A 25,913-nucleotide genomic window follows, 5' to 3' on the forward strand; every position below is an offset into this window, starting at 1 on the left:
GGTCAGCGCCCTTCCTCGATCCAGGTGGCGTTCGGGCCGTCCAGCACGATGTCCCAGTGGTAGCCCAGCGAGAACTCCGGTACCGACAGGCTGTGGTCGTACGTCGCGATCAGCCGCTGCCTGGCGGCGTCGTCCGTCACGGACTGCAGAATCGGGTCGTACGGGAAGAGCGGGTCGTTCGGGAAGTACATCTGCGTCACAAGCCGCTGGGTGAACGCCGTACCGAACAGCGAGAAGTGGATGTGGGCCGGGCGCCAGGCGTTGACGTGGTTGCGCCACGGGTACGGGCCCGGCTGGATGGTGGTGAAGCGGTAGAAGCCGCTGTCGTCCGTGAGCGTGCGGCCGACGCCCGTGAAGTTCGGGTCCAGCGGGGCGTCGTGCTGCTCGCGCTGGTGCGCATACCGGCCGGCCGAGTTCGCCTGCCAGATCTCGACGAGCTGGCCGCGGACCGGATGCCCGGCGCTGTCCAGCAGACGGCCGGAGACGGTGATCCGTTCGCCGATCGGCTCGCCCCGGTGGTGCCTGGTGAGGTCGTTGTCGATCTCGGTGATGTCCCGCTCACCGAAGGCCGGGGAGGAGAGTTCCACCAGCTCCGGGTCCTTGGAGATGTCGATCGTGATCGGCGGCTGCTTGGGGTGGCGCAGCACGGACGAGCGGTACGGGGCGTAGTCGCGGCGCGGATGGTGCTCGACGGGTCCGCCGTCGGCGACCCGCTTCTCGTACGCGGCGTGCTCGGCCGCGATCTCCTGGTCGATGTCCTGCTGAGTGAGAGCCATGGGGATTCCTAGCGTTCGAGGACGAGGGCGAGGCCCTGGCCCACGCCGATGCACAGGGTGGCGACGCCGGTGCCGGATCCGCGGCGGGCGAGCTGGTGGGCGACGGTGCCGGCCAGCCTGGCCCCGGAGGCGCCCAGCGGGTGCCCGAGGGCGATGGCACCGCCCTGGGGGTTGAGGATCTGCGGGTCGAACTCGGGCCATTCGGCCAGACAGCCCAGGACCTGGGCGGCGAAGGCCTCGTTGAGTTCCAGAACGGACAGATCGGCGAAGCCCTTGCCCGCCTTGGCCAGCGCACGGTTGACGGCTTCGATGGGGGCGAGCCCGAAGTAGTGCGGGTCGATCGCGGAGACGCCGGTCGACCTGATGCGGGCGAGGGGTTCGCGGCCGGTGGCCTTCAATCCCTCGTCATCGACCAGCAGCAGCGCCGCGGCGCCGTCGTTCAACGGAGACGCGTTGCCCGCGGTGACCGTGCCGCCCTCGGTGCGGAAGGACGGCTTGAGCTTGCCCATCGCCGCCAGGGAGGCGTCGGGGCGGACGCTCTCGTCGGCGGCGACCACGTACGGGTCGCCCTTGCGCTGCGGGATCGAGACGGGGGCGAGTTCGGCGTCGAACAGGCCCTGTTCCTGGGCCTGGGCGGCCTTGTGGTGGGAGGCGAGGGCGAACTCGTCCTGCTGCTCACGGCTGATCTTGTGCTTGTCGGCGATCAGTTCCGCGGACTCGCCCAGCGGGATGGTCCACTGCGGGTCCATGCGCGGGTTGACCATGCGCCAGCCCAGCGTGGTGGAGTACAGCTCGGTGTGGCCGGCCGGGAAGGGCCTGTCGCTCTTGGGCAGCACGTAGGGGGCGCGGGTCATCGACTCCACCCCGCCGGCGAGCGCGATGGAGGCGTCGCCCAGCGCGATGGCGCGGGCGGCCTGGATGACGGCCTCCAGACCGGAGGCGCACAGCCGGTTGACGGTCACCCCGGGCACGCTGGTGGGCAGCCCGGCCAGCAGCGCGGCCATGCGGCCGACGTTGCGGTTCTCCTCGCCCGCGCCGTTGGCGTTGCCGACGTACACGTCCTCGATCCGGGCCGGGTCCAACTGCGGAGTACGGGCCAGGAGTTCCCGGATGGCATGGGCGGCCAGGTCATCCGGACGCACGGAGGCCAGGCCACCGTTGTAACGGCCGATCGGCGTACGGACCGCCTCGACGATGTAGACGTTCTTCACTGCAGGCCCTCCCCGACGGTCAGCTTCGCGTCGGTCTTGGTGATGACTTCTTCGGCCGTGACGCCGGGTGCGCATTCCACCAGCACCAAGCCGTCGTCGGTGACGTCGAGGACGCCGAGGTCGGTGATGATCCGGTTCACGCAACGCTTCCCGGTCAGCGGCAGCGCGCACTCGGTGAGGATCTTCGGCGAGCCGTCCTTGGCGGTGTGGGTCATGACGACGATGACCGTGCGGGCGCCGTGCACCAGGTCCATGGCACCGCCGATCCCCGTGATCATCTTCCCCGGGATCGCCCAGTTCGCCAGATCGCCCTTCTCGGAGACCTGCATGGCGCCCAGCACGGCGACGTCGATGTGCCCGCCGCGGATCATCGAGAAGGACAGCGCCGAGTCGAAGAACGAGGCCCCGGGCAGGACCGTCACCGTCTCTTTCCCGGCGTTGATCAGGTCCGGGTCGACCTGGTCCTCGGGGGGGTAGGGGCCGGTGCCCAGGATCCCGTTCTCCGACTCCAGCACCACCTCGACATCGTCGGGGAGGTAGTTGGGGATCAGCGTCGGCAACCCGATACCGAGATTCACGTACTGCCCGTCCTTCAGCTCGCGCGCGGCGCGGGCGGCCATCTCCTCGCGTGTCCAGGCCATCAGCCGCTCACCGTCCCGCGTGCCGCAGGCGCGGAAACCGTCCGCTGCTCGATCTTCTTGTCCCCGGCCTGCTCGGGCGTGAGCGCGACCACCCGCTGCACGAAGATGCCGGGCACATGCACCGCGTCCGGGCCGATCCCGCCGGGCTCGACCAGCTCCTCCACCTCGGCGATCGTGACGCGCCCGGCCATCGCGGCCAACGGGTTGAAGTTGCGGGAGGACTTGTTGAACACAAGGTTCCCGTGCCGGTCGCCCTTCGCGGCCCGCACCAGCGCGAAGTCGGTACGGATCCCGCGCTCCAGCACATACTCGACCCCGTCGAAGGTCCGTACCTCCTTGGGCGGCGAGGCCAGCGCGACGCCGCCCGAGCCGTCGTAACGCCACGGCAGCCCGCCCTCGGCGACCTGCGTACCCACCCCAGCCGGGGTGTAGAAGGCGGGGATACCGGCCCCGCCGGCCCGCAGCCGCTCGGCCAGCGTGCCCTGCGGAATCATCTCCACCTCCAGCTCCCCGGCCAGATACTGCCGGGCGAACTCCTTGTTCGCCCCGATATAGGAACCGGTCACCCGGGCGATCCGCCCCGCCGCCAGCAGCACCGCCAGGCCCGACTCCATCGCCCCGCAGTTGTTCGAGACGACCGACAGCCCACCGACCCGCCGGTCGTACAGCGCCTGGATCAGCACATTCGGCACACCACTCAGCCCGAACCCGCCCACCGCCAGCGACGCACCGTCCGGCACATCGGCCACCGCCTCCAGGGCCGTGGCGACCACCTTGTCCATCCGTGAAGCCCCATCTCTGCCTAGCGTCCCGACCCTCAATTAATCAGGGCACTGAGTATCTCTGCGAGGTCCCCCTCACGCTGCCACCGGAGCGCGATAGCGTCAAGACCTGGTAGTACACACCGTTCTTCAAGTGTCCGGACCGCAGACAGCCTGATCTCCCACGGGTATCGTTCAGTGCACCAACCAAACCGACCATGGGAGCGCACATGGCCGCGGTGGACCTCTCCACCCACCCCGGGCACTTGGCCCGCCGGCTGCAACAGGCGCACTACCTGCTGTGGAACACGATGGTCTCCGAGGAGATCACCTCGCCGCAGTTCGCGGTCCTGAACGCGCTCGTAGCCGAGCCGGGGCTCGACCAGCGCACCGTGGGGGAACGTGTGGGGCTGGACCGGTCCACCATCGCCGAGGTGATCAGCCGGCTCAGCCGTCGGGGGCTTCTCGACAAGGACCGCGATCCGCAGGACGGCCGCCGTTTCCTGCTGAGCCTCACGGACGAGGGTGTGCGCACGCACCGCAGGCTGACGGTGCGCACGGCCCGGATGAACCAGGTCTTCCTGGCTCCGCTCTCTGCCGAGGAGCAGACCCTCTTCTTCGATCTCATCCAGCGCGTCTCGGAGGCCGCCGAGGGGCTGCGCAACCCGGCAGTGCCCCTCGCGACGACCAAGGCCTGAGGAGGTCCGCCCTGCGGACCTGTGCGGAGTACCGTGCAGGTGCAGGGGCGTCAGCAGGGCCGCGGCGCGGTCCGGAGTCGAGAGGACCAGCCATGGCTGCCGAGGCCGAACCCGCGGGCATGAGAACCGTCCAGCGGGCGATCGACATACTGGGACTGTTCGACGAGAGTCGCCCCGCGCTGTTCATCCGCGAGATCGTCTCCGCATCGGGGCTGCCCAAGACCACCGTGCTGCGCCTGCTGGGTACCCTCCGCCTCAACGGACTGCTCTGGGTCGACGAACACGGCCGTTACATCGCGGGCCCCGCTCTGCTGCGCTGGTCCCGTCTCGCCGAACGGGCCTGGCGGCTGCCGCCCGCGGCGGGGGTGATCCTGCGCGAGCTCGCGGCCGAGCACCGGGAGACGGCGCATCTGTACGTGCGCCGCGACATCCACCGCGTCTGCATCGCCCAGGAGGAGGGACCGCAGACACTGCGGCAGGTCGTCCGCGTCGGCGACGAACTACCGCTGTGGGCGGGGGGCGTGGCCAAGGCTCTGCTGCTCGACGCCCCCGAGGCCTTGCTGCGTCGGATCGCTGAGGCCTCGCCGTACGGGATCGCCCACCTCGAGACCCTGCACGCGTGGATCGGGGAGGCGCAGGCGCAGGGGTACGCCACGAGCCATGGCGAGCGTGAGGAGGGGCTGTCGGCGGTGGCCGTGCCGGTACGGGGGCGCGGGGGAGCCGTGGTGGCGGCCCTGTCCTTCGGCGGGCCCAGTCCCAGGTTCACCGACGAGCGTGTACGGCGCTTCGCGGACGGACTGACCGTGGCGGCGCGGGAACTGGCGCGAGCGGGGCTCCCGCTGGAGGGGTGAGCCGACTCGCGGCCATGACATTGGTCCGTTCAGCGGACCTGGCGAACCGTTCTCCGGATCCACGCCCTAAACTGGCAGCCTCCGCAGTGCCACCCATGCGTACCCGGGAAGGAAGGCGGCACCACCGTGGACCCGACCCTCGTCACTCATTCCCCGCACACCTCCGCGGACTGGTGGGTCATCGCCGACCAGGCGCGGCATGCGGCGCAGGGCGGACTCGCGGACGCCGCGACGGCACCGGATCTGCTGCGCACGCTCACCGAGCTCGACCAGGCCCGTCGCGAGTCGGTGATCGCCGTCGGTGCCGCCGTGGAGGCGCTGCTCGAGGGAGGCGTGGCCTGGGAGGCGATCGCGGCGGCCCTGGGGCACGGCTCGGCCGAGGAGGCCCGCCGGGCCCTCGCCGCCGCCCGTCAGGACGCCGGCGCGGCGCTCGAACGCAGGCTGGGTCGCCGGGCGTAGCGCCCTGCGGTCCGGGGTGCCTTCCTCAAGCGGCTGAGGCGCGGCCGTCCCCCGGGCCCTCCCCGGGGCTCAGGCCTTGGCCAGGACGACCCACACCTGCCCCTGCGCGAAGTTCATCGGTGTGCCGTCCGCCGTCGTGAACCGAGTGCCGTCCGGCGCGGACGCCCGCCGCCAGCTGACGTCGAACACCCGTCCGTCACGCAGTACTTGGGCCTTCCCGGAGCCCACGGTCTGCGAGTACGGCGAATTGTTGCCGAGGACGTCATGGAACCGCGACGCGCGCACCTGTACGTACTGCACCACCACCGTCGCAGGGGCCACCCGCGCGCCGTCCGTCGTCACCGTAGGCGTCCCGTCCATCGCCACCAGCCAGCGGTGCCGCTCGGCGGACCAGGTGAACGTGAAGCGGGCTGCCGGGAAGTGGACGGTGCGTGTGGTCTGCGGGGTGCCGCCCGCCGGGGCGGCACCGAAGCGGAAGCCCGTCGTCAGCGCGGCGGTGCCCGGTGCGGACTTCATCAGCCGCTGCGGCCGCAGATAGAGGTTGTGCGGCGCGGCCTTGTCGCCGCCGCGGAAGTAGGCGGCGGAGTTCTTGTCGGGTGGCTCGGGGTTCAGCGGCGCCTTGTCGATGAGCGGCAGGAGCTTGTGCTGCGCACCGGAGAAGGCGAGCGTCGGGTCGTCGAACTGGCGCAGCAGTTCCAGGTCCGACTCGCGGGCACTGCGCACCGGCCCGACCACCTTCGGTAGCTTCGTCGCGAACACCGCCATCAGCCGGCTGAGACCGCCCTCGACCTGCTCCGCGTAGACGATGTCCGCCTGGTCCAGGCCCGTCTGCGGGCGCGCCTCGGGCACATTGTCGATCTTCACGGCCAGCACGGGACCGGCGGCCGGGGCGGTGGATGTCCGGGCGCTGCCCTGCGGGTGCGGACTCCGCGGCTCGCCCCGCCCGTCGTGGGGCGCGCCGCCGCCCGAACTGCAGGCCGCGACCAGGGATCCCGTCATCGCGACGGCCAGCAACGCCGCGGTCGTCACGCCGCGTCGCCTCCGTGCAATCCGTCGCATGCCCACCGTGTCCACCCAGCCCCCCGTGGCCGATTGTGTGCTTGTCGCTTCATCGATGGCCATACCCGTTCAGTCCTGATCGTGCGCGCCGAATGGGTGAACGGCTCAGCGGGAGGGAATGGCCAGGGCTGCTCCAGGACTTGCGGTGGAGGCAGTCGGTGTCGACGGTCCGGTCGGTCGACGGTCAGTCCGGGGTGCCGAGGATCTCCCCGAGGTCGTAGCGCACCGGTTCCTCCAGCTGCGCGTACGTGCAGCTCTCGGGGGTGCGGTCCGGGCGCCAGCGGCGGAAGCGCGCGGTGTGCCGGAAGCGCACCCCGTTCTCCATGTGGTCGTACGCCACCTCCGCCACCCGCTCGGGGCGCAGCGGTACCCAGGACAGGTCCTTCTTCCCCGACCAGCGACTGGGCGCGCCCGGCAGCCGGGCCGTTTCGTGCGCCATCTCATCCGACCAGGCCGCCCACGGATGCCCGGTGACGTCCTCCATCCGCAGCGGCTCCAGTTCCTGCACCAGCTCGGCCCGCCGCTTCATGGGGAACGCGGCGGACACCCCCACGTGCTGGAGGGCGCCCCCGTCGTCGTACAGCCCGAGCAGCAGTGAACCCACGACCGGGCCGCTCTTGTGGAAGCGGTAGCCCGCGACCACGACGTCCGCCGTGCGTTCGTGCTTGACCTTGAACATCACACGTTCGTCCGGACGGTAGGGCTGGGAGAGCGGCTTCGCGATCACTCCGTCGAGGCCCGCACCCTCGTACTGCTCGAACCACTGCTCCGCCACCGCGCGGTCCGTCGTCGCCGGCGCCAGGTGGACGGGCGGTGTGACTGCGGACAGCGCCCGCTCCAGCAGGGCGCGCCGGTCACTCAGCGGAACGTCGAGCAACGACGTGTCGTCCAGCGCCAGCAGATCGAAGGCCACGAACGATGCCGGGGTCTTCTCCGCGAGCATCCGCACCCGTGACTCCGCCGGATGGATCCGTTCCGTCAGCGCGTCGAAGTCGAGGTGCCCCTCCCGCGCGATCACGATCTCGCCGTCCACCACGCACCGCTGAGGCAGCCGCTCCCGCAGCGCCTCCACCAGCTCGGGAAAGTACCTGGTCAGCGGCTTTCCCGTGCGGCTGCCCAGCTCGACCTCGGCGCCGTCGCGGAAGACGATCGCCCGGAACCCGTCCCACTTCGCCTCGTACTGCATGTCCGGCGGGATCGTCGCCACTGACTTGGCGAGCATCGGCTTCACGGGCGGCATCACCGGCAGATCCATGCCTATGATTCTGCGACCATGCGGAGCGATCCGCCCGGTGTGCGAGGTCTGATTCGTACGCCTACCGTGGCTCGCATGGGTGATGCAGTGGAGCTGGACGCGGCAGGCAGGACGGTACGGCTGTCCAGCCCGGACAAGATCTTCTTCCCGGAGCGCGGATTCACCAAGCTCGACCTCGCGCGGTACTACCTGGACGTCGGCCCCGGCATCCTGCGCGCCCTCCGCAACCGGCCCACCACCCTGGAGCGCTACCCGGACGGTGTGACCGGAGAGTCCTTCTTCCAGAAACGGGCGCCCAAGAACATGCCCGGCTGGATCCCCACCGCCCACATCACCTTCCCGAGCGGTCGCAGTGCCGACGAAATGTGTCCCACCGAGGTTGCCGCCGTCGTCTGGGCCGCGCAGTACGGCACCCTCACTTTCCACCCGTGGCCGGTACGCCGCGACGACGTCGACCGCCCCGACGAACTCCGCATCGACCTCGACCCGCAGCCCGGCACCGACTACGCCGACGCGGTGCGTGCCGCCCATGAACTCCGTGCCGTCCTCGACGAGTTCGGCGGGCTGCGCGGCTGGCCCAAGACCTCCGGCGGCCGGGGGCTCCATGTCTTCGTGCCCATCGAACCGCGCTGGACCTTCACCCAGGTGCGCCGCGCAGCGATCGCCGTCGGGCGCGAACTTGAGCGCCGTATGCCCGAATACGTGACCATCGCCTGGTGGAAGGAGGAGCGGGGCGAGAAGATCTTCGTCGACTACAACCAGACCGCCCGCGACCGCACCGTCGCCTCCGCCTACTCCATACGCCCCAGGCCGCACGCCCCGGTGTCCGCGCCGCTGCGCTGGGAGGAGGTCGACGACGCGGTGCCCCGCGACTTCGACCTGGGGACCATGCCCCGACGGTACGCCGAACTCGGCGACGTCCACGCGGACATGGACGACCACGCCTTCTCCCTCGAGGCGCTCCTCGAACTCGCCCGCCGCGACGAACACGACCACGGCCTCGGCGATCTGCCGTATCCGCCCGAGTATCCGAAGATGCCGGGGGAGCCCAAGCGGGTGCAGCCGAGCCGGGCCCGGCGGGACGGGAAGCCGACGAGCCCCGAGGGGACGGACAGCACCTAGCCTTCGAGCAGGTCGAGGACACTGCGGCAGTCCTCAAGGAGGGCCACGTCCGAGGCCACTTCGTAGCGCACGTTCCCGGTCGTGCCGTCGTTGGTGTGGCGGCGGGGCGACGCGAGCTCCGCCCGTATGAGCGGCAGCGCCGGGGCCGCTGCCAGGCCCATCTCCCTCAGGCAGGCGGCGATGTCGGGGCGGCGCCGGGGTGTCCTCGTCCAGGCGTCGAGGAGAACCGGCAGGGTGTCGTCGACGCTCCCCGTCACTTTCCAGAGCGCTGTCGCCGCATCGGCGGACTCGTACTCGCAGGCCATCAGTTCGTGCAGACGCGGCGTCACAGGACTGGCGGCCGGGCCGAGCGCACGGGTGAGCCGCAGGGCGACCGACCGCGGGAACTGTCGCTCCGCGCGCAGGCCCTCCTGGAGGGCGGGCAGCACCGTCCCGGCGTCCGGGGCGACCGCCCAGAGCGCCTCCGCTGCCTGTGTCCGTACCTCGGGTCTCGTCGCGTCGTCCGCCAGCAACTCCCGCAGCAGCGGGGCGGCTTCGGCCGCTCGGTCGCCGTAGCCGCAGAGCGCCCCCAGTGCTGCCCCGGGCCAGCCACCCGAGGGGGTGCCCCGCAGGACGTCGAGCACGAGGGGAAGCGACTCGGCAGGGGCGAGGACCCCGAGCGCCGTCAGGAGCCGGTCCCGGGCGTCGCTCGGCTCCCGCGGGTCGAGTGCGGCGAGCCTCTCGTGCAGCACCGGGCCCAGGGGAGCAGCCGCCTCGGGGCCGAGCGCCTCCATCCACCTCTGCAGCCGCTCCGGTACCTCGACCACCTCCAGGATCGAGGTGAGCGCCGCCACGACCCGCCCGTCGCCCTGCAGGGTCAGCACCTCGAGTGCCAGGCCGAGCGCCATGTTCGCGAAGGGTGTATCGGTCTCCAGGGGGCGGTCTCCCGACGCTTCGACATACGCCTCCACACCGGCGACCGCGCAGTGTGCGATCGGCGCGAGATACCGCAGCTCCGTGAGGACCTCCTTGTTCAGCCGCAGATCGTCCTCGGCGAGCAGCCGGGCCAGCGCCAGCACCGGCTCGTCGTCCGGGGCCCGCCACCCCGTCAGCAGCCGCCCCGCCTCTTCGACCGCCGCACTGCGCTGCGACGGCTCCGGGCTGTGCAACTGGCCGACGAGCAGCGGGAACCGCAGATCCGTACGGTCGCCCAGCCTCCAGTGCAGTTCCGCCAGGAGCTCGTCGGCCTCGTCGATGTCCGGGTTCTGGCGGCGCTCGGCCTCCAGCTCGCGCAGATAAGAGATCATGGTGTCGGTCCGCGGCCGCTCCGGCTCCGGACTCTCCGTACCGTCGTCCTCGCGCGCGTGCCGCATCACCTCCAGCGCGATCTCCACCGTGTCCTCGGGCAGCCGGTCGGGTGCACAGCGAGCAAGTTGGGCCAGCGCCGTCATGCGCAGTTCCGGATCGACGGTGCCGGACACGATGTCCCGGAGTGTCCGTCCGGCGTCGGCGCCGAGGGCGGCCGTGTGCTTCACGGCCAGCGTGCCGAGGGCGCGTGCCAGATTCCGCACCGCCTGCGGAGCCTGTTCGACCGGAAGCCGGTCGCGCAGGGCTGCGAACACACGCGCGGGATCGGGGTGGAGCTGCGCCAGTACGCCCGGCACCGCGGCGCGCAGCTCCGCGGCCGGATCGTCGAGCAGCTCCAGGAAGGCGTCCGCTCGGGAGCGGACCAACTGCCGGGCGTCGCGGGAGGGTCGGAACCACTCGTCGTCCTCGTCGAGATCGAGGAGGTCGCCCGGCTCCTCGTCGTCATCCTCAGGGCGGCCCGCGATGCTGCCCAGCAGGCCCACGATCGCGCCCCGGTCGGCCACGGTTGGCGTCGTGACCAGTTCGAAGAGGAACGGAATGCACGCCACCGTCGAGTCGTAGACATCCCCCTGGTGATGCACCGCCCCGTACATGCCGTCCAGCGCGATCTCGCGCTGCGCGGGGTCGTCCGACGCCAGGCCCCACAGCAGGCCGGGCACGTCCGTCGCCGACTCGGTGTACGCATGTCCCATCGACGCCCAGTCGACGTCCACGATCCCCGTGAACACTCAGGCCTCCCCGTTGCCCAGTGGCGTCGGCCGCCACTGATCACAGCATGCCGCACGCCACTGACAACGGATCACCCCGACCGTGGCTCGCGCTGTACCTGTGTGCTTGACGCTCCATCACGGGCATCACATACGCCTGTCAGGGGAGTATGAGTGAAATGCTACGAAATATGTCCATAGGGGAGATAATCTCGAGACGGGCCGCAACCGTCCCTCTGGTTCGTCCCGGCGGCTCGTCTCCGTGAACTCCGTACCAGGATGGAGAGTCCGGCATGGACAGACGCAGCTTCAACCGGCGGATGCTGCTGGGCGGTGCGGCCGTCGCAACATCGTTGTCGATGGGTTCGGAGGCCAACGGTGCCGCCGGACCGGTGAGGACCGCGCCCGCGGGCGGCAAGGTCAAGCACCTCAGGATGTACGCCAAGAGGCTCAACGACGGGCGGATGGCCTACGGCTTCCAGGGGAGGAAGGCGACCATCCCCGGACCGCTGATCGAGCTCAACGAGGGTGACACCCTGCGCATCGAGTTCGAGAACACCATGGACGTCGCGGCGAGCCTGCATTTCCACGGCCTGGACTACGATTTCGCCAACGATGGAACACGATCGTCCATGAGTGCTGTGGGGCCGGGCGCCACACATACGTACACCTGGCACACACACGCTCCCGGCCGCCGCGCCGACGGCACCTGGCGGGAGGGCAGTGCGGGCTACTGGCACTACCACGACCATGTGGTCGGCACGGAACACGGCACGGGTGGCATCCGCAAGGGTCTCTACGGACCGGTGGTCGTACGCCGCCAGGGTGATGTCCTCCCCGACCGGACGCATACGATCGTGTTCAATGAAACGTTGATCAACAACCATGGCACCGGACCCGATCTCGAAGCGACTGTCGGGGAACGTGTCGAGTTCGTGATGATCACGCATGGCGACCTGTACCACACCTTTCACCTGCATGGTCACCGCTGGGCGGACAACCGCACGGGACTGCTCGCCGGACCCGACGACCCGAGCCGGGTCATCGACAACAAGATCGTGGGCCCGGGGGACTCCTTCGGCTTCCAGGTGATCGCGGGCGAGGAGGGCGGGGCGGGGGCGTGGATGTACCACTGCCATGTGCAGCACCACGCAGACCGCGGGATGGCCGGGGTGTTCCTCGTGAAGCGGCGGGACGGGACGTTGCCCAAGTATCAGAAGCACAGTCAGCACGGCCGGCACGGTCACTAGACAGGGGAGATGTCGAGCACCGTCCAATCAGTGAACGGCTCCTCCTGCACATGGACCCGCGGGCCGCGGCAGACCGTGCGACGCCGTCCCAACTCGCCCCCGTCGGGGCGGACGAGACGACCGTACGCGACCGCTTCGAGGGCGTTCCAGGTGATACGGCAGTCGACGAGCACGCTGTGGTCGTCGCCGTACGGGCTGAAGAACACGACCCGGCCGTCGTGGACCGCGAAGGCGCTCGCACCCTTCACCGGATTCTCCCGGGCGCGTACCGTCCGGCCGTCCCGGATCTCCAGCAGCGGAAAGTGCGGGTACGGGCACGCCCACACGGCCCGCGCACCCACGTTGAGGGCGTAGCAGTCGGAAATCTCGTCGTGCCCCGGACCCGGCGTGTGGGCCCACAGCGGTTCACCTGTGCTGCTCCAGCGGCGCAGTCCCGGCGCGCTCAACTCGTCATCGCCGTGGATGCCTTCGTCGAAGTGACCGACCCAGATGTCCTCCACCCCGTCGACCAGTAGGTCCTCGATGCCGTCGCCGAGCCGGAACGTCCACGAGCAGCGGCCCAGCGCATCGAAGACCTGGACGTGCTCCTCGTCGCGCCGACTGCGGGGCGCCGCCACTACGAAGCCACCGTCGGGCAGGGCGTCGAACACCGCATACGACGATCGTACGGCGCTGAGCTGCGTCTCATGGGGTCGGCCGTCCTGGACGGTGACGACCACGGCATCGTACGGATGTGTGCGGCGCCGGTCGGGCGGCCGCTCGGTCGGCAGCCAGTGGGCGCGGCCGTCGGCGTCGACCGTGCTGTGCACGATGTGCAGCTCGCGATACGCGCGCGGCAGCCGGGCATATACGGACAGGCGGGTCGCGGGGCGGTCAGCCGGCATGGGCCTTTCTCGTTGTCATGGAGGGATCCTCACCGTAACGACCTCCCCGCGCAACCGGCTTTTCCGGGCGGGGAGCGCTCCCAACACCGTCGGCGGCCGGGGCTATCCTGATCGCCAACTGCTGAAGAGGAGTCCCGAAGTGACCGAGACCGCGCCGCGCCCCACGCTGGAGGCCGTCGCTGCCCGGGCCGGGGTCTCGCGAGCCACCGTGTCCCGGGTGGTCAACGGCGGTGACGGCGTGCGCAAGCCTCTCGTCGAGCGAGTGCGCCGGGCCGTCGAGGAGCTCGGATACGTGCCCAACCAGGCCGCGCGCAGCCTGGTGACCAAGCGGCACGACGCGGTGGCCGTGGTGATCGCCGAACCGGAGACCCGCGTCTTCGCCGACCCCTTCTTCGCACTGCAACTCCGTGGTATCAGCAAGGAGCTGACGGCCCGCGACTCCCAGCTCGTCCTGCTGCTGACGGAGGGGCGCGCCGACCACCCCCGGGTCGGCCGTTATCTTGCCGGCGGTCATGTCGACGGCGCCCTTGTCTTCTCGCTGCACCTCAACGACCCGCTGCCGGAGCTGGTGCAGCGCGCGGGCGTGCCGACCGTGTTCGGTGGGCGGCCGGGCTGGAGCCACGGCACGAACAGCGCTGTGTACGTGGACAGCGACAACCGCGGCGGGGCCCGTGACGCCGTACGCCATCTCGCGGGACTCGGCCGCCGCCGCATCGCGCACATCACCGGCGCCCTGGACCAGACGTCCGCCGTGGACCGGCTCGACGGGTACCGGGATGTCATGGTCGACAGCGACCCGCGCCTGATCGCCGAAGGGGACTTCACACCGGCCGGCGGCGAACGCGCGATGCGTGAACTGCTGGAGCGCTGCCCGGACCTGGACGCCGTGTTCGCCGCCAACGACCTCAGCGCCTCCGGCGCCCTGCGCGTGCTGAGGGCACAGGGGCGTCGGGTGCCCGACGACGTCGCCGTCATGGGCTTCGACGACATGCTGCCGGTCGCCGAACAGACCGACCCACCTCTTACGACAGTCCGTCAGGACATAGAGAAGATGGGAAGGCTGATGGCCGGTCTGCTGCTGGACGGCCTCGACCGGCAGGGCGGCGAGGCGGGCGTGGTCGGGACGCCGTCGAGTGTGGTTCTGCCGACGAAGCTCGTGCATCGCGCGTCCGCTTGAGCCGCCGGGGTACTGCGGGGCGTCCGTCGCTGCGGATCTGCCGAGCGGGGTTGCCCGCCCAACTGGCCCGCACCGACAGGCGGATACCGGCCGGTGTCTTCCGCGACATGCAGAGCACCATACGTGACAGCAGGGTGCTGTCACGGCGTCCGGAACTCTCCCTCGTCGCGATCGACGCCGCTCTGGTCGTCCGGGGTCGTCACTGCTGCTAGGCTTGATCTTGTTCCGGTCACCAGAACTCCTGGTGTCCGACGGCGCGTTGGTGGTCCAAGGAAAGACACCCCGCTTCCTGCGGGGAGATGCAGGTGCAAGGCCTGCCCGGCGCTCGGATACGAACCCCACCTCGCCCTGTGCGGGGTGGGGTTCGTGCGTCTCTTGTGCCCCCGGCAGCGTCGGGTCGTCGGGCGTCAGCCCTCCTGCTGCTGCGGTGTGCTCTTGATCACTGCGAAGTGAGCTCCGTACGGGTCGGCGAGCCGCGCGATGCGGCCCACGCCCTCCAGGTCCGTCGCGGGCATCCGGATGGTGCCGCCGAGTTCCTGCGCCTTGCTCACCGTGGCGTCCGTGTCCGTGACCTCGAAGTACGGCAGCCAGTGCGCGCCGGACTGCGCTTCCGAGGGGTCGTCGGCCAGGGGAACGAGGCCGCCGAACATCGCGTCGGGGCCGGCGCCCGCAGGGTTGACACAGGTGTACGTGCCGCCGGGGAAGGGCACGCCCTCGGTCTCCCAGCCCAGCACCTGGTTGTAGAACGCGGCGGCGCGGGCGATGTCCGGGGTGTAGAGCTCGGCCCAGCACAGCGAGCCGGGGTCACCGGCCACGTCGACGCCCTTGGTCTGGCCCGGCTGCCAGATGCCGAAGGGCACGCCGGCCGGGTCGGCGAGGACGGCCATATGGCCCTGGCCCATGACGTCCATGGGCTGGAAGAGCACGCTGCCGCCGGCCTGCTCGGCGGCCTTGGCGGTGGCCTCCGCGTCAGGACTCTGGAAGTAGATGGTCCAGGACGGCGGTCCCTGTTCCGGGGTGGTCTGCATACCGCCGGCGGCGGTCTTGCCGGAGAGCTGGAAGAAGCCGTATCCCCCGGCGTCGGGTCCCGCCGACTGGAACTGCCAGCCGAAGAGACCGCCATAGAAGGAGATGGCGCCGTCGATGTCCGGGGTGCCGACATCAAGCCAGTTCGGGGCGCCGTTGACGAAACGGGTGGTGAGCATGAGTGCCCTCCTCTGAGGGGTCCCGTTGCCTGCACTGCCGAGTCTTCCACCGCCCACTGACAATCGCCGCCGGAGTGACACGATGGATTCGTATGACGGTGGGTGACCGTGGGAGCGGTTTTTTGTTGTGGGTTTCCTGCGCGCCGACGTGTGTCGCCAGGCCGGGCGGGTACATCATCAGTCGCCAGGCCGGGTTGGGTACATCATCAGGGGCCGTGCCAGCCGGACGGGTGAGCCGTTGATTCGCCGTTGATCGAACGTTTTTCGTCGCACGGCACGATCCTGACCATGCACATCGAAGCGATCACTGCGTCCGACATCGCCTGGCAGGAGCAGGCGCTGTGTGCGCAGACGGGGGCCGATTTCTTCTTTCCGGAGCCGGGCAGTTCGGTGCGGGAGGCGAAGCGTATCTGCGGGCTGTGCGAGATCCGCTCCGTGTGTCTCGAGTACGCGCTCGCCAACGACGAACGGTTCGGCGTCTGGGGCGGGTTGTCCGAGAAGGAGCGGATGCATCTGCGGCGGACGGAGGAGAACGGATGAGAGCTGACCAGTCCGTTAATCGGTACGACGGTGCGGTGGGGTGCCGATAGGATCCCGTCGTCCGGGTCGTCCGATGGGCCGGTAGCGCAGAGGCAGGCGCACCTGCATGGCATGCAGGCCACGCCGGTTCGAATCCGGCCCGGCCCACGTCAGTCGGACACGGGGGACACATGGGTGAGGGCGGCGGGCTCACCGCGGAGGAGCTGGCGGCCTTCGACCGTACGGTCGGCAAGCTGCGGGCGCTGCCCGTCGATGACCCGGTGCGGTTGCGGGCCGAGCAGGTCGCCGCGTCCTTCGCCCGGGACGGGCGGCTGCGGCGGCGCAAGGCGCGTGGCGCCGAGGTGTCTGCTGCCGACGCGGCACTGATGGCGGCGACGGCGACGGGTGCGACGGCCCGCCGCGAGGACGCTCCGCTGACGCGCACAGGCACCGGCACAGGCACCGGCACAGGCGCAGGTATCGGCATCGGCATCGGCGCCGGCACTGGCGGCGGCGTCCGGCCGGCCGCGGACTCCCCGGGAACCTTCCGTAAACCGCGTACCTGTTATGTCTGCAAGGCGCCCTATCGACAGGTCGACTCCTTCTACCACCGGCTGTGCCCCGGGTGCGCCGCGGACAACGCCGCCCGGCGCGGGCTGAGCACCGAGCTGAGCGGCCGGCGCGTGCTGCTCACCGGTGGCCGCGTGAAGATCGGGTTCCAGCTGGCGCTGATGATGCTGCGCGACGGCGCGGAACTCCTTGTCACCAGCCGCTTTCCGCATGACACAGTGCACCGCTTCCAGGCCGAGCCGGGCAGCGCGAAGTGGCTCGACCGGCTGACGGTACTCGCCGTCGACCTGCGCGATCCGCGCCAAGTTCTCGGGCTGTGCGATCAGTTGAGGCGGGAGGGGGAGCCGCTCGACATCCTCGTCAACAACGCGGCCCAGACAGTGCGCAGGCCGCCGGAGTCGTACGCGCTGCTGGTCGCGGGCGAGCAGGCCGAACTGCCCGAGGGGGTACGGCAGGCGCCCGGATTCGTGCCGATGCGGGCCCTGGCGGGCGGCCCCTCGGAGCTGCCCGTCGTCCTGCGGGAGGCCGACGAGGCCGGGCTGCTGCCGGACCCGTCCCCGGAGAACTCCTGGTCGGCGCGGCTCGGCGCGCTGGACCCGGCCGAGGTCCTGGAGACACAGCTGGTGAACGCCCTCGCCCCGGCGCTGCTTTGCGACCGGCTGCTGCCGCTGCTGCTCGCCTCTCCGCGACCGAGGCGGTACGTGGTGAACGTGACCGCCGTGGAGGGCCGGTTCGCCGTCCGCAACAAGACCGCCGGGCATCCGCACACGAACATGGCGAAGGCCGCGCTGAACATGCTGACCCGCACCAGCGCCGCCGACCTCGCGGCGCAAGGCGTGCACATGTGCGCCGTCGACACCGGCTGGATCACGGACGAGAACCCGGCGCCGAAGAAGAGGCGGATGGCGGGCGCGGGCTTCCGCACCCCACTGGACGTCGTGGACGGCGCCGCCCGCGTGTACGACCCGATCGTGCGCGGCGAGGCCGGGGATCCGGTGTCCGGGGTGTTCCTGAAGGACTACCGCGTGGCGGAGTGGTAGCGGGCGGGGTGCGGCGGGGCCTTGCGCGCGGGGAGGCGTCGGATACGAGGGCGGGTCGTGGTCCGTCCCGGCCGTCCGGATGCGCGGCCGGGCGCGCGGGACGATGCTGGAGACATGTCCGGACGGGCTCCTGTCATTGTTCATCCGCCGTCGGGCACCGGCGGCCGTCGGGTGACCGCGCGCGGGGAGAGCCTGGGAATGGCGTTCTCCGACGAGGACGTGATCGAGTTCCTCGGTCGCGCCGGCCTGCCCGACGCCGAGGACCTGCTCGACGATCCCGCGTGGGTGAAGTGGCGCGGCGCGGACGCGCACCACTACGAGGCCGCTTAGGAGACGCCGTACTACGACGCCGCGTAGGAGGTACGGCGCCGATGTGGCGGCCAGGGCAGCGGTGCTGCGCAGGTCGCGCGCGCCGAGGGGGTCTTCGTGCTGCCCGTCAGAGGGTTGTCGGAACCCAACCGGAGGTCGGGCGCGGCAGAACGCTAGTCCTCACTGACGGGGGCCAGCACGGCGAGTGTCCCATGGGCCTGGCGCAGCGCCAGCTCCAGCGCGAGCGGTGGATGCAGCATCCCGCTCCCGTCGGGTGGAACGATCCACTCCAGGGCGCGTGCCGACCGGTAGGGCGGGGGCACGGAGATCCATGACCCCTTGCCCGCATGGCGTACTCCTGCCCCGACCCAGTGACCGGCCGGATCCGGTGGCACGAAGAAGCCCACCCGCTGCGCCGCCGAGTCCACCAGCGTCGGGCCGGGCGTCCGCACCGGGTCGAACCACAGGATGTCCAGCGTGAGCAGACCCAGTTGATGGGGGACGCTCACCACGTCCCAGTGATGTCCGGCCTCCATCAGCACCGTGCCGTGGCCCTGATCCCATTCCCGCTTGCACGCTTGCGGGTCCGACGCGGCGGCAGCGAGCCACTCCACGCCCTGTATCCACATTGCATTCGTCATGACCCGCTCCAGGGGCGCCAGCCGGCCCTGCCATGCATACGACAGGGACTGCTCGGGCCGGTGCCTGCGGGGGACACCACAACCCGGCATATTCATGGTGATAGATATTTCTACCCGGCGGAAAGGGTGGCGCGGCCTGGCGTTTGCTGCGGAAACGCTCCGGCTCCCTGTCGGCGCCGCCTCGATGTCCGGCCAACGACCAGGCCGCCGAGGGCAGTTCAGCGCCGCATCCCCATGAACACCTTGGTCCAGAACCTCTGCTGCCGCTCCGACGCGCCCACCAGATATGTCGCCCGCAGCTTCGGCGGCAGCAGGGCCACCAGCCTGGTCACCAGCTTGCGGCGCTTCTTCAGCTGCGACAGCTCCGCGTTGGCGAGGACCTGGTGGACGACGTCGTTGTGCCGGTCGCCCTCCTCCGCATGACGTGCGGCCCAGCGCAGCCGTGTCTCCCAGGTCTCCACATCCAGGGCCAGCTCGCCGAGCCCCGTCACCGGACGGGCGCGCAGCCGGTCGGCGAGCGCCGTCAGGGACACCGGCGCGTGCTCCCCGTCGCCGAGGTACATGCATGGGCCGCATGATGCCGCAGCCGTACGATCGCCCGCACCGGGAAATCGGCGGCGCCGGGGCGAACCGGCGCCGGGGGAGCGGACTGGGCGGGCGAACCGGCGCCGGGGGAGCGGACTCGGCGGGCGAACCCGCGTCGGGGAGGAGCGGATTACATGGGCGACCCCGCGTCGGGGGAGCGGACTACGCGCCCCGCGCCGCCATCCGTGCCTTGCGGGCCGCCAGCTTCTCGTCGAACTTGACGGCCTCCGTGTTCAGGCCGCCCATGAACAGACCCAGTTCCTCCTGGGCCTGGAGGCCCTCGGGGCCGAGGCCGTCGATCTCCAGGACCTTCAGGAAGCGGAGCACCGGCTGGAGCACGTCGTCGTGGTGGATGCGCAGGTTGTAGACCTCGCCGATCGCCATCTGTGCGGCGGCGCGCTCGAAGCCGGGGATGCCGTGGCCGGGCATGCGGAAGTTCACCACGACGTCGCGGACCGCCTGCATGGTCAGGTCGGGCGCGAGCTCGAACGCGGCCTTCAGCAGGTTCCGGTAGAACACCATGTGCAGGTTCTCGTCGGTCGCGATGCGGGCCAGCATCCGGTCGCAGACCGGGTCGCCGGACTGGTGGCCGGTGTTGCGGTGCGAGATGCGGGTGGCCAGCTCCTGGAACGCGACGTAGGCGATCGAATGCAGCATCGAGTGCCGGTTGTCCGACTCGAAGCCCTCGCTCATGTGCGCCATCCGGAACTGCTCCAGCTTGTCCGGGTCGACCGCGCGCGAGGCGAGCAGGTAGTCGCGCATCACGATGCCGTGCCGGCCCTCCTCCGCGGTCCAGCGGTGCACCCAGGTGCCCCACGCGCCGTCGCGGCCGAAGAGCGAGGCGATCTCGTGGTGGTAGCTGGGGAGGTTGTCCTCCGTCAGCAGGTTCACGACCAGCGCGATCCGGCCGATCTCGGTGACCTTGGACTGCTCCTTCTCCCAGGCCACGCCGTCCTCGAAGAATCCGGGGAAGTTGCGGCCGTCGCTCCAGGGCACGTACTCGTGCGGCATCCAGTCCTTGGCGGCCTTCAGATGCCGGTTCAGCTCCTGCTCGACGACCTCCTCCAGCGCGTACAGCAGCCGGGCGTCGGTCCAGACGGAGGGGCTGCCGAGGTGGGGAGAGGTGATCGTCACGGGAACTCCAGGGAGACGGCGAAAAACAGGTGCACGAACCGGCGAGCGGTGCCGGAAACTTACGGGATCGTAGGCTACGAGGCCGTAGGTTACGAAGCCGTAGGTTAAGTGCGCTGTAAAGAGCGCTGTTCAGCCCTGCTCTCACGGTGCGTCAGACATCGCCGGCACGGGTCGTACGGCGTGGCGAAAGCTCCACGGACCGCAGGTCCCGGGGGTGGAAGGGCTTGCTGGATCGGCCGGTCAGGCATACAGATCCCGCAGGCGCACCGAGAGACATGTCACACAACCCTCGAGCTTCTCGAACTCGCTGATGTCCACTACGACCGGTTCATGCCCGAGGTCGGCGAGCAGTTCCGCGGTCTTCGGGGCGCTGGCCGCCATGAGCAGCTTGCCGCCGCCGAGCAGCACGACGTGCGAACCGGACTCTTCGGGCACCGGCAGGAAACGCGGGAACATCGCCGGTTTGTCCACCAGCGGCACATGGCCGATGACCGTGCCGTCGGGCAGCGCGGTGACCGCCGACTTCAGGTGCAGCACCCTGGTGACGGGTACGGCGACCACGCGGGCGCCCAGCGGTTCGAAGACTGCGCGCACCTGCTGGACGGCGGCCGCGTTGGTGCGCCCGCTGCGGCCCACGTAGATCGTGTCGTCGACCTTCAGGATGTCGCCGCCGTCCAGCGTGCCCGGCTCCCAGATCCAGTTCACCGAACAGCCGAGCCGGGCGACGGCCTCCTCGACGCCCGCGGTCTCCTCGCGCCTCGACTCGGCGCCGGGCCGGGCGATCAGGGCGACGTTCTTGTACGTCACCACCGCGTCCTCGACGAACACCGAGTCCGGGCAGTCGTCGGCCGGGTCCACCTCGACCGTCTCCCAGCCGTGCGTACGCAGCGCCTCCGCGTACGCCTCCCACTGCTCGAGCGCAAGGTCGATGTCGACCTTCTCCCGCTCGATGTGCGTCACCAGCCCCTCGGCGAGGCGCGGGCTGGGTCGGCGGATGAGGGCCTTCTTGCTGGGCACGTGGAAACTCCGTCTCGGCTGATGGTGTCGCCGGACATCATGCAGCGCCGGTCCCCGGGGGCAAAGCCCCGGGCCCGTGCGGTGCGCCGCTCGGGCGTGCTGTGGCCCACCGGATGCGCTCGCCCGGCGCACGCGGCGGTGCACCGCCTGCGCCCGTGGCGGCGCACCGCCTACGCCCGACAGGCGCGCGCGGTGGCCCACCGGACACGTTCGCCCGGCCCCATGGCGGCCCACCGCGTGCGTCGTCGTCAGGCGGGTTCCCCGAGGGTCTCCGGCGTCGTGTCGCCGAGTTCTCCGTCGAGCAGCAGCCAGCGCGTGATCCCGATCGACTCCAGGAACGGCACGTCGTGGCTCGCCACGATCAGCGCGCCCTCGTACGACTCCAGGGCCGTCGTGAGCTGCCGCACGCTCGCCATGTCGAGGTTGTTCGTCGGCTCGTCGAGCATGAGCAACTGCGGCGCGGGCTCGGCGAGCATCAGCGCGGCCAGGGCGGCGCGGAAGCGCTCGCCGCCCGACAGTGTCCCCGCCGGCTGGTCGGCCCGTGCGCCTCGGAACAGGAAGCGGGCCAGACGCGCCCGGATCCCGTTGTTGGTGGCGCCCGGGGCGAACCGGGCCACGTTCTCCGCCACAGTCAGCTCGTCGTCGAGGACGTCCAGCCGCTGGGGCAGGAACCGCAGCGGCACATGGGCCGTGGCCTCGCCCGACACCGGCTCCAGCTCGCCCGCGATCGTGCGCAGCAGGGTGGTCTTGCCCGCGCCGTTGCGTCCGACCAGCGCGATCCGCTCGGGACCGTGCAGGTCGAGGCTGACCTCGACGCGTGCGCCGTACACGAGCTCCAGATCCCGGAGCGTCAGCACGGACCGCCCCGGCGGCACCGCCGTGTACGGCAGCTCGACGCGGATCTCGTCGTCGTCCCGTACCGCCTCGACCGCCTCGTCCAGGCGCTCCTTGGCGTCGGCGAGTTTCTCCTCGTGCAAGATGCGGTGCTTGCCGGCGGACTCCTGCGCCGCACGCTTGCGGGCCCCCATGACGATCTTCGGTTCGCGCTTGCTGTCCCACATCTTCTGGCCGTACCGCTTGCGGCGGGCCAGTTTGACCTGGGCGTCGGCCAGTTCGCGCTTCTGCTTGCGGAAGTCGGCCTCGGCGACACGGACCATGCGCTCAGCCGCCTCCTGCTCGACGGCCAGCGCCTCCTCGTACGCCGAGAAGTTGCCGCCGAACCAGATGACCTCGCCGGAGCGGAGATCTGCGATCTGGTCCACCAGCTCCAGGAGTTCACGGTCGTGGCTGACCACGACCATCACCCCCGACCAGGCCTCGACCGCCGCGTACAGCCGTCGGCGCGCGTACAGGTCCAGGTTGTTGGTGGGCTCGTCGAGCAGCAGCACGTCCGGACGGCGCAGCAACAGCGCGGCGAGCCGCAGCAGGACGGACTCGCCGCCGGAGACCTCGCCGATGGTGCGGTCCAACCCGATGTGATCGAGGCCGAGTTCGCCGAGCATCGCCTCGGCACGCTCCTCCACGTCCCAGTCGTCGCCGACGGCCGTGAAGTGCTCCTCGGCCACATCACCGGCCTCGATGGCGTGCAGTGCGGCGCGCGTCGCAGCGATTCCGAGGGCCTCGTCGACCCGTAGGGCGGTGTCGAGGGTGACGTTCTGCGGCAGATGGCCGACCTCACCCGCGACGCGCACGGTGCCGCCGGACGGGGTGAGTTCACCCGCGATCAGCTTCAACAGGGTCGACTTTCCAGATCCGTTGAGGCCGACGAGGCCGGTCCTGCCGGACCCGAAGGCGACCTGGAGGTCGTCGAAGACGGAGGTCCCGTCGGGCCAGGAGAAGGACAGAGAGGTACAGGTGATGGAGGGGGTGTGTGACATACGGGCCTCGCGATTGCTCGACATGGGCATGGGCAACGCGTGTGAGACACCGCATGGGGCGACGGTCCGTGAACACAGGAAAAGCCCTGCACCGTAGGACGGCTCGAACGCCGAGGTCGCACGCTACGCACACAGACGCGGACGGCACTGTGTGACGCGGTGTCTCAGGACCTCAGACGAGCAACGTCCTTCTCCGATCGACGGCAACAGGAACGCTGTACACCGTAGGAACGGGTCCATGGGGTGTCAACGAATTAAACGGCGACACGATGGCTTTGTACCCGTCGGATTCCTGCCGGCCACCGCCCCTGACTGCTGGTTGGCTCGTCCCCATGACCCACGACACCCTTCTGCGTGAGCGGGCCCTCGCCTTCCGGGCCCTGCACACTCCGGGCCGGCCCCTCGTCCTTCCGAACGCCTGGGACACGGCGAGCGCGCGGCTCGTCGAGCAGGCGGGCGCGGGGGCCGTCGCCACCACCAGCGCCGGGCTCGCCTGGGAGCTGGGTGCCGCCGACGGCGACCGGCTGTCCCGCGACGACGCCCTCGCCGCGGTCGCGCGGATCGCCGAGGCGGTGGCCGTACCGGTGAGCGCGGACATCGAGTGCGGCTACGCGCAGGATGCCGCGGGTGTCGGCGACACGATCAGGGCGGTGCTTGCGGCGGGCGCCGTCGGCGTCAATATCGAGGACGGTCTGTACGGCGGCGGCGCACCGCTGCGTTCGATCGCAGAGCAGGCCGCGCGGATCGCCGCGGCGCGCGAGGCAGCAGACGCGGCCGGGGTGCCGCTGTTCGTCAACGCCCGCGTCGACACGTATCTACGGGGGGCCGGAGACCTGGAGGACACCCTGGAGCGGGCCGTCGGCTTCCTCGCCGCGGGAGCGGACGGCGTCTTCGTGCCCGGGGCCGTCGACCCCGTGACCGTGAAGGCACTCGTCGACGGCGTCGACGGTCCGCTGAACGTGCTGGTCGGGCCCGGCGCGCCCACTGTCGGTGAGCTGGCCGCGCTCGGCGTCGCCAGGGTCAGTACCGGATCGGACATAGCGCAGGCCGCCCATGGTCTGGTCCGCCGCGCCGCACGGGAGCTGTTGGACGCGGGGACCTACGGCGCACTGGCCGGTGGGCTCGACTACGGGGAGCTGAACGCGCTGATGGGCGGAGGTCGTTAGCCCATAGGGGCGCGTCCGGTACGTGGTGCGTCCGGCAAGGGGTGTGCCCGAGTGCCCAACCGTCACCCCACGGGGTGCGTCCGACTGACCGACCGTCACCCCCACGGAGCGCGTCCGACTGACCGACCGTCACCCCCTACAGGGTGCATTCAGCACGCGTCCCGCATCAGCTCCGCGAGGTCGTGGTCCAGGTCCACGTGGAGGTGCTCCAGGCCGACCGGCACCAGCTCCGTGGTCCGCTGCAGGAAGCGCCGGACCTCCGTGGAGTGGACGTGCACCACGGCGGTGCCCTCCGGGGCGTGGAACTCCAGGACGGTGCGGTCGTAGCCGTACGGCCGCACCCGGACGTCACCCTGACCCTCCGGTCCCTCCAGGCCGGCGGCGAGGAGTTCGCGGGCGAAGGTCCAGCAGACCTCCACGCCCTCCAGGGTGGCCGGAGCGGGGAAGGTCATGCGGACGGCGAACGGGTCGCGCCGGTCGTAGTGGAGCGTGGCCGGAATGCTCTGCATCCGCGGCGCGGCAGCGACGAGACGGGCCTCCACGGGCTGCTCGATGAGGGTGGACAACGCCTTGCTCCCTTGTGACGGCTGGATGGACTTCGGGCGGATGAGGCCGGGCACTTGAAGAGACGCTGGATTCGGCCAATCCGTGCACATGAGATTCGAGTGACCTGTGTCACCGGGTTCATGCCACTGAGGCGATCCATCGGACGATCGATGTTTTCGTCCCGTGGTCTGCGGGACAACGGAGAGGACACCGGACACGGGCGTACGGTTCCCGGGCCGAGGGCATCTGGACGGCACCGGGGGAGTGGGCTAGCTTCGCGCGCCATGACAGGCATGGGGAACACGAGACGTGCGGGCCGAACGGTGGCCGTGGGACTGTGCGTTGCGGCACTCGCCGCCTTATGGGCGACACCCGCGCGGGCACACGGGGACCAGCGGCCGGCGCCGCACTGGCAGCTCAAGGACAGCGGCACGGACGTACGCTTCCGCGGCCTCTCGGCGGTCAGCCGGGACACCGCCTGGCTGGCCGGATCCAAGGGCACGGTGCTGCGCACCATCGACGGCGGAGCACAGTGGCGGAACGTCTCGCCACCGGGCGCCGCGGACCTGGAGTTCCGTGACGTCGAGGCGTTCGACGCCCGGCACGCGGTGGTCCTGGCCATCGGCGAGGGCGAGGCCTCCCGGGTCTTTCGCACCGACGACGGCGGCACGACCTGGACCGAGACGTTCCGCAACACCGACGCCCAGGCCTTCTACGACTGCCTCACCTTCTTCGACCGCCGCCACGGTCTCGCCCTGAGTGATCCGGTCGACGGAAAGTTCCGCATCCTCTCCACCAGCGACGGCGGCCGCTCCTGGACGGTCCTGCCCAGCTCCGGCATGCCCGCCGCCCAGGACGGCGAGGCCGGGTTCGCGGCCGGCGGCCAGTGCCTGGTCACGTCCGGGGCGCACGACGTGTGGCTCGCCACGGGCGGTGGCGCACACGCGCGCGTGCTGCACTCCGCCGACCGCGGACTGACCTGGACGGCTGCCGACACGCCGATCCCGGCGGGCGATCCGGCCCGCGGCGTCTTCGCACTCGCCTTCCGCGACCGCACGCACGGCATCGCGCTCGGCGGCGACTACCGTCCCGGGGGCGCGACACAC

General features: G+C 70.6%; 26 protein-coding genes and 1 tRNA gene. 12 read left to right on the top strand and 15 right to left on the bottom strand.

The features are described from left to right. Positions 1 to 2: 2 nt before the first annotated feature. Genes pcaH through ABT186_RS08430 form a run of 4 tightly spaced genes read right to left on the bottom strand, consistent with a single transcriptional unit; the run spans position 3 to position 3,410 of the window. The gene (pcaH, locus tag ABT186_RS08415; protein ID WP_351232931.1) at positions 3 to 776 is read right to left on the bottom strand and encodes a protocatechuate 3,4-dioxygenase subunit beta; all 774 of its coding nucleotides are present in this window, start codon (positions 774 to 776) and stop codon (positions 3 to 5) included. Between the two features lie 8 nt (positions 777 to 784). Beyond that, positions 785 to 1,987, bottom strand: a complete 1,203-nt coding sequence (locus tag ABT186_RS08420) for a thiolase family protein (protein WP_351232929.1) — start codon at positions 1,985 to 1,987, stop codon at positions 785 to 787. Continuing rightward, the gene (locus tag ABT186_RS08425; RefSeq protein ID WP_351232927.1) at positions 1,984 to 2,628 is read right to left on the bottom strand and encodes a CoA transferase subunit B; all 645 of its coding nucleotides are present in this window, start codon (positions 2,626 to 2,628) and stop codon (positions 1,984 to 1,986) included. The genes ABT186_RS08420 and ABT186_RS08425 overlap by 4 nt, the downstream gene beginning before the upstream one ends. After that, complete coding sequence (locus ABT186_RS08430) at positions 2,628 to 3,410, bottom strand: CoA transferase subunit A (protein ID WP_351232925.1); 783 nt, start codon at positions 3,408 to 3,410, stop codon at positions 2,628 to 2,630. The genes ABT186_RS08425 and ABT186_RS08430 overlap by 1 nt, the downstream gene beginning before the upstream one ends. 209 nt (positions 3,411 to 3,619) lie before the next feature. On the opposite strand from ABT186_RS08430, the gene ABT186_RS08435 reads away from it, so the two are divergent. The 3 genes from ABT186_RS08435 to ABT186_RS08445 all read left to right on the top strand — a co-directional run bounded on the left by ABT186_RS08435 (position 3,620) and on the right by ABT186_RS08445 (position 5,397). Next, positions 3,620 to 4,087, top strand: coding sequence for a MarR family winged helix-turn-helix transcriptional regulator (locus ABT186_RS08435; RefSeq protein ID WP_351232923.1), 468 nt, complete (start codon positions 3,620 to 3,622; stop codon positions 4,085 to 4,087). A 92-nt stretch (positions 4,088 to 4,179) separates the two neighbouring features. Beyond that, positions 4,180 to 4,938 carry an IclR family transcriptional regulator gene (locus ABT186_RS08440; RefSeq protein ID WP_351232921.1) on the top strand — a complete coding sequence of 253 codons (759 nt, stop codon included), beginning with the start codon at positions 4,180 to 4,182 and terminating at the stop codon, positions 4,936 to 4,938. Between the two features lie 126 nt (positions 4,939 to 5,064). Then, on the top strand, positions 5,065 to 5,397 hold the full coding sequence (locus ABT186_RS08445; protein ID WP_351232919.1) for a hypothetical protein: 333 nt from the start codon (positions 5,065 to 5,067) through the stop codon (positions 5,395 to 5,397). 69 nt (positions 5,398 to 5,466) lie between these two features. On the opposite strand, the gene ABT186_RS08450 is transcribed toward ABT186_RS08445, so the two are convergent. Both ABT186_RS08450 and ABT186_RS08455 read right to left on the bottom strand, forming a co-directional pair. Then, entirely contained in the window at positions 5,467 to 6,456 is a 990-nt protein-coding gene (locus tag ABT186_RS08450) for a DUF3048 domain-containing protein (RefSeq protein WP_351232917.1), read from the bottom strand. Between the two features lie 184 nt (positions 6,457 to 6,640). Further along, entirely contained in the window at positions 6,641 to 7,711 is a 1,071-nt protein-coding gene (locus tag ABT186_RS08455; RefSeq protein ID WP_351232915.1) for an ATP-dependent DNA ligase, read from the bottom strand. Positions 7,712 to 7,786: 75 nt separating this feature from the next. On the opposite strand from ABT186_RS08455, the gene ligD reads away from it, so the two are divergent. Continuing rightward, positions 7,787 to 8,833 (top strand): non-homologous end-joining DNA ligase, encoded by a 1,047-nt coding sequence (ligD, locus tag ABT186_RS08460; RefSeq protein WP_351232913.1) that lies wholly within the window; start codon positions 7,787 to 7,789, stop codon positions 8,831 to 8,833. On the opposite strand, the gene ABT186_RS08465 is transcribed toward ligD, so the two are convergent. Further along, positions 8,830 to 10,908, bottom strand: coding sequence for an amino acid adenylation domain-containing protein (locus ABT186_RS08465; protein WP_351232911.1), 2,079 nt, complete (start codon positions 10,906 to 10,908; stop codon positions 8,830 to 8,832). The two genes, ligD and ABT186_RS08465, sit on opposite strands and share 4 nt — an antisense overlap. Before the next feature lie 272 nt (positions 10,909 to 11,180). On the opposite strand from ABT186_RS08465, the gene ABT186_RS08470 reads away from it, so the two are divergent. Then, positions 11,181 to 12,137, top strand: coding sequence for a multicopper oxidase domain-containing protein (locus tag ABT186_RS08470; protein WP_351232909.1), 957 nt, complete (start codon positions 11,181 to 11,183; stop codon positions 12,135 to 12,137). Here ABT186_RS08470 and ABT186_RS08475 read toward each other — a convergent pair. Then, positions 12,134 to 13,021, bottom strand: a complete 888-nt coding sequence (locus ABT186_RS08475) for a hypothetical protein (protein ID WP_351232907.1) — start codon at positions 13,019 to 13,021, stop codon at positions 12,134 to 12,136. The genes ABT186_RS08470 and ABT186_RS08475 overlap by 4 nt on opposite strands. Before the next feature lie 139 nt (positions 13,022 to 13,160). Here ABT186_RS08475 and ABT186_RS08480 point away from each other — a divergent pair, with 139 nt between their 5' ends. After that, a complete protein-coding gene (locus ABT186_RS08480; RefSeq protein ID WP_351232905.1) occupies positions 13,161 to 14,198 on the top strand; it encodes a LacI family DNA-binding transcriptional regulator in 1,038 nt (345 codons plus the stop codon). Between the two features lie 407 nt (positions 14,199 to 14,605). On the opposite strand, the gene ABT186_RS08485 is transcribed toward ABT186_RS08480, so the two are convergent. Continuing rightward, entirely contained in the window at positions 14,606 to 15,403 is a 798-nt protein-coding gene (locus ABT186_RS08485) for a VOC family protein (protein ID WP_351924192.1), read from the bottom strand. Positions 15,404 to 15,691: 288 nt separating this feature from the next. Between ABT186_RS08485 and ABT186_RS08490 the strand changes: the two genes are divergently transcribed. The 4 genes from ABT186_RS08490 (at position 15,692) to ABT186_RS08505 (ending at position 17,862) form a co-directional block, all read left to right on the top strand. Next, on the top strand, positions 15,692 to 15,943 hold the full coding sequence (locus ABT186_RS08490) for a WhiB family transcriptional regulator (RefSeq protein ID WP_351232901.1): 252 nt from the start codon (positions 15,692 to 15,694) through the stop codon (positions 15,941 to 15,943). 75 nt (positions 15,944 to 16,018) lie between these two features. Next, positions 16,019 to 16,090, top strand: a tRNA-Ala gene (locus ABT186_RS08495). Between the two features lie 23 nt (positions 16,091 to 16,113). After that, positions 16,114 to 17,532, top strand: a complete 1,419-nt coding sequence (locus ABT186_RS08500) for an SDR family oxidoreductase (protein WP_351232899.1) — start codon at positions 16,114 to 16,116, stop codon at positions 17,530 to 17,532. A gap of 114 nt (positions 17,533 to 17,646) precedes the next feature. Further along, positions 17,647 to 17,862, top strand: a complete 216-nt coding sequence (locus ABT186_RS08505) for a hypothetical protein (RefSeq protein ID WP_351232897.1) — start codon at positions 17,647 to 17,649, stop codon at positions 17,860 to 17,862. A gap of 152 nt (positions 17,863 to 18,014) precedes the next feature. Here the strand turns inward: ABT186_RS08505 and ABT186_RS08510 are convergent, their stop codons facing one another. The 5 genes from ABT186_RS08510 to ABT186_RS08530 all read right to left on the bottom strand — a co-directional run bounded on the left by ABT186_RS08510 (position 18,015) and on the right by ABT186_RS08530 (position 23,095). Then, entirely contained in the window at positions 18,015 to 18,482 is a 468-nt protein-coding gene (locus ABT186_RS08510; RefSeq protein WP_351232895.1) for a hypothetical protein, read from the bottom strand. A gap of 218 nt (positions 18,483 to 18,700) precedes the next feature. Further along, complete coding sequence (locus tag ABT186_RS08515) at positions 18,701 to 19,045, bottom strand: hypothetical protein (RefSeq protein ID WP_351924194.1); 345 nt, start codon at positions 19,043 to 19,045, stop codon at positions 18,701 to 18,703. A 184-nt stretch (positions 19,046 to 19,229) separates the two neighbouring features. Continuing rightward, positions 19,230 to 20,201: an acyl-ACP desaturase gene (locus ABT186_RS08520; protein ID WP_351232891.1), complete on the bottom strand. Its 972-nt coding sequence runs from the start codon at positions 20,199 to 20,201 to the stop codon at positions 19,230 to 19,232. Between the two features lie 240 nt (positions 20,202 to 20,441). After that, positions 20,442 to 21,218, bottom strand: coding sequence for a dimethylargininase (ddaH, locus tag ABT186_RS08525; RefSeq protein WP_351924196.1), 777 nt, complete (start codon positions 21,216 to 21,218; stop codon positions 20,442 to 20,444). Between the two features lie 248 nt (positions 21,219 to 21,466). Further along, positions 21,467 to 23,095, bottom strand: a complete 1,629-nt coding sequence (locus ABT186_RS08530; RefSeq protein WP_351224742.1) for an ABC-F family ATP-binding cassette domain-containing protein — start codon at positions 23,093 to 23,095, stop codon at positions 21,467 to 21,469. 332 nt (positions 23,096 to 23,427) lie between these two features. On the opposite strand from ABT186_RS08530, the gene ABT186_RS08535 reads away from it, so the two are divergent. After that, the gene (locus ABT186_RS08535) at positions 23,428 to 24,261 is read left to right on the top strand and encodes an isocitrate lyase/PEP mutase family protein (RefSeq protein ID WP_351924198.1); all 834 of its coding nucleotides are present in this window, start codon (positions 23,428 to 23,430) and stop codon (positions 24,259 to 24,261) included. A gap of 149 nt (positions 24,262 to 24,410) precedes the next feature. Here the strand turns inward: ABT186_RS08535 and ssgD are convergent, their stop codons facing one another. Then, the gene (gene ssgD, locus ABT186_RS08540; RefSeq protein WP_351224738.1) at positions 24,411 to 24,827 is read right to left on the bottom strand and encodes a spore wall synthesis regulator SsgD; all 417 of its coding nucleotides are present in this window, start codon (positions 24,825 to 24,827) and stop codon (positions 24,411 to 24,413) included. Positions 24,828 to 25,100: 273 nt separating this feature from the next. On the opposite strand from ssgD, the gene ABT186_RS08545 reads away from it, so the two are divergent. Beyond that, positions 25,101 to 25,913 (top strand): WD40/YVTN/BNR-like repeat-containing protein (locus ABT186_RS08545; RefSeq protein ID WP_351924199.1); only part of this gene is annotated, 813 nt, incomplete at its 3' end.

Source organism: Streptomyces sp. NPDC001634 (assembly GCF_040298185.1).
GTDB lineage: Bacteria > Actinomycetota > Actinomycetes > Streptomycetales > Streptomycetaceae > Streptomyces.

Excerpts from the sequence above, each read along its gene's own strand:
- ABT186_RS08500 (WP_351232899.1), top strand. The coding sequence starts at position 16,114 with ATGGGTGAGGGCGGCGGGCTCACCGCGGAGGAGCTGGCGGCCTTCGAC.
- ABT186_RS08510 (WP_351232895.1), bottom strand. The coding sequence starts at position 18,482 with ATGACGAATGCAATGTGGATACAGGGCGTGGAGTGGCTCGCTGCCGCC.
- ABT186_RS08425 (WP_351232927.1), bottom strand. The coding sequence starts at position 2,628 with ATGGCCTGGACACGCGAGGAGATGGCCGCCCGCGCCGCGCGCGAGCTG.
- ABT186_RS08530 (WP_351224742.1), bottom strand. The coding sequence starts at position 23,095 with ATGTCACACACCCCCTCCATCACCTGTACCTCTCTGTCCTTCTCCTGG.
- ABT186_RS08440 (WP_351232921.1), top strand. The coding sequence starts at position 4,180 with ATGGCTGCCGAGGCCGAACCCGCGGGCATGAGAACCGTCCAGCGGGCG.
- ABT186_RS08490 (WP_351232901.1), top strand. The coding sequence starts at position 15,692 with ATGCACATCGAAGCGATCACTGCGTCCGACATCGCCTGGCAGGAGCAG.
- ABT186_RS08505 (WP_351232897.1), top strand. The coding sequence starts at position 17,647 with ATGTCCGGACGGGCTCCTGTCATTGTTCATCCGCCGTCGGGCACCGGC.
- ABT186_RS08450 (WP_351232917.1), bottom strand. The coding sequence starts at position 6,456 with ATGCGACGGATTGCACGGAGGCGACGCGGCGTGACGACCGCGGCGTTG.
- ABT186_RS08470 (WP_351232909.1), top strand. The coding sequence starts at position 11,181 with ATGGACAGACGCAGCTTCAACCGGCGGATGCTGCTGGGCGGTGCGGCC.
- ABT186_RS08535 (WP_351924198.1), top strand. The coding sequence starts at position 23,428 with ATGACCCACGACACCCTTCTGCGTGAGCGGGCCCTCGCCTTCCGGGCC.
- ABT186_RS08430 (WP_351232925.1), bottom strand. The coding sequence starts at position 3,410 with ATGGACAAGGTGGTCGCCACGGCCCTGGAGGCGGTGGCCGATGTGCCG.
- ABT186_RS08485 (WP_351924192.1), bottom strand. The coding sequence starts at position 15,403 with ATGCTCACCACCCGTTTCGTCAACGGCGCCCCGAACTGGCTTGATGTC.
- ABT186_RS08515 (WP_351924194.1), bottom strand. The coding sequence starts at position 19,045 with ATGTACCTCGGCGACGGGGAGCACGCGCCGGTGTCCCTGACGGCGCTC.
- ABT186_RS08435 (WP_351232923.1), top strand. The coding sequence starts at position 3,620 with ATGGCCGCGGTGGACCTCTCCACCCACCCCGGGCACTTGGCCCGCCGG.
- ABT186_RS08455 (WP_351232915.1), bottom strand. The coding sequence starts at position 7,711 with ATGGATCTGCCGGTGATGCCGCCCGTGAAGCCGATGCTCGCCAAGTCA.
- ABT186_RS08475 (WP_351232907.1), bottom strand. The coding sequence starts at position 13,021 with ATGCCGGCTGACCGCCCCGCGACCCGCCTGTCCGTATATGCCCGGCTG.
- pcaH (WP_351232931.1), bottom strand. The coding sequence starts at position 776 with ATGGCTCTCACTCAGCAGGACATCGACCAGGAGATCGCGGCCGAGCAC.
- ligD (WP_351232913.1), top strand. The coding sequence starts at position 7,787 with ATGGGTGATGCAGTGGAGCTGGACGCGGCAGGCAGGACGGTACGGCTG.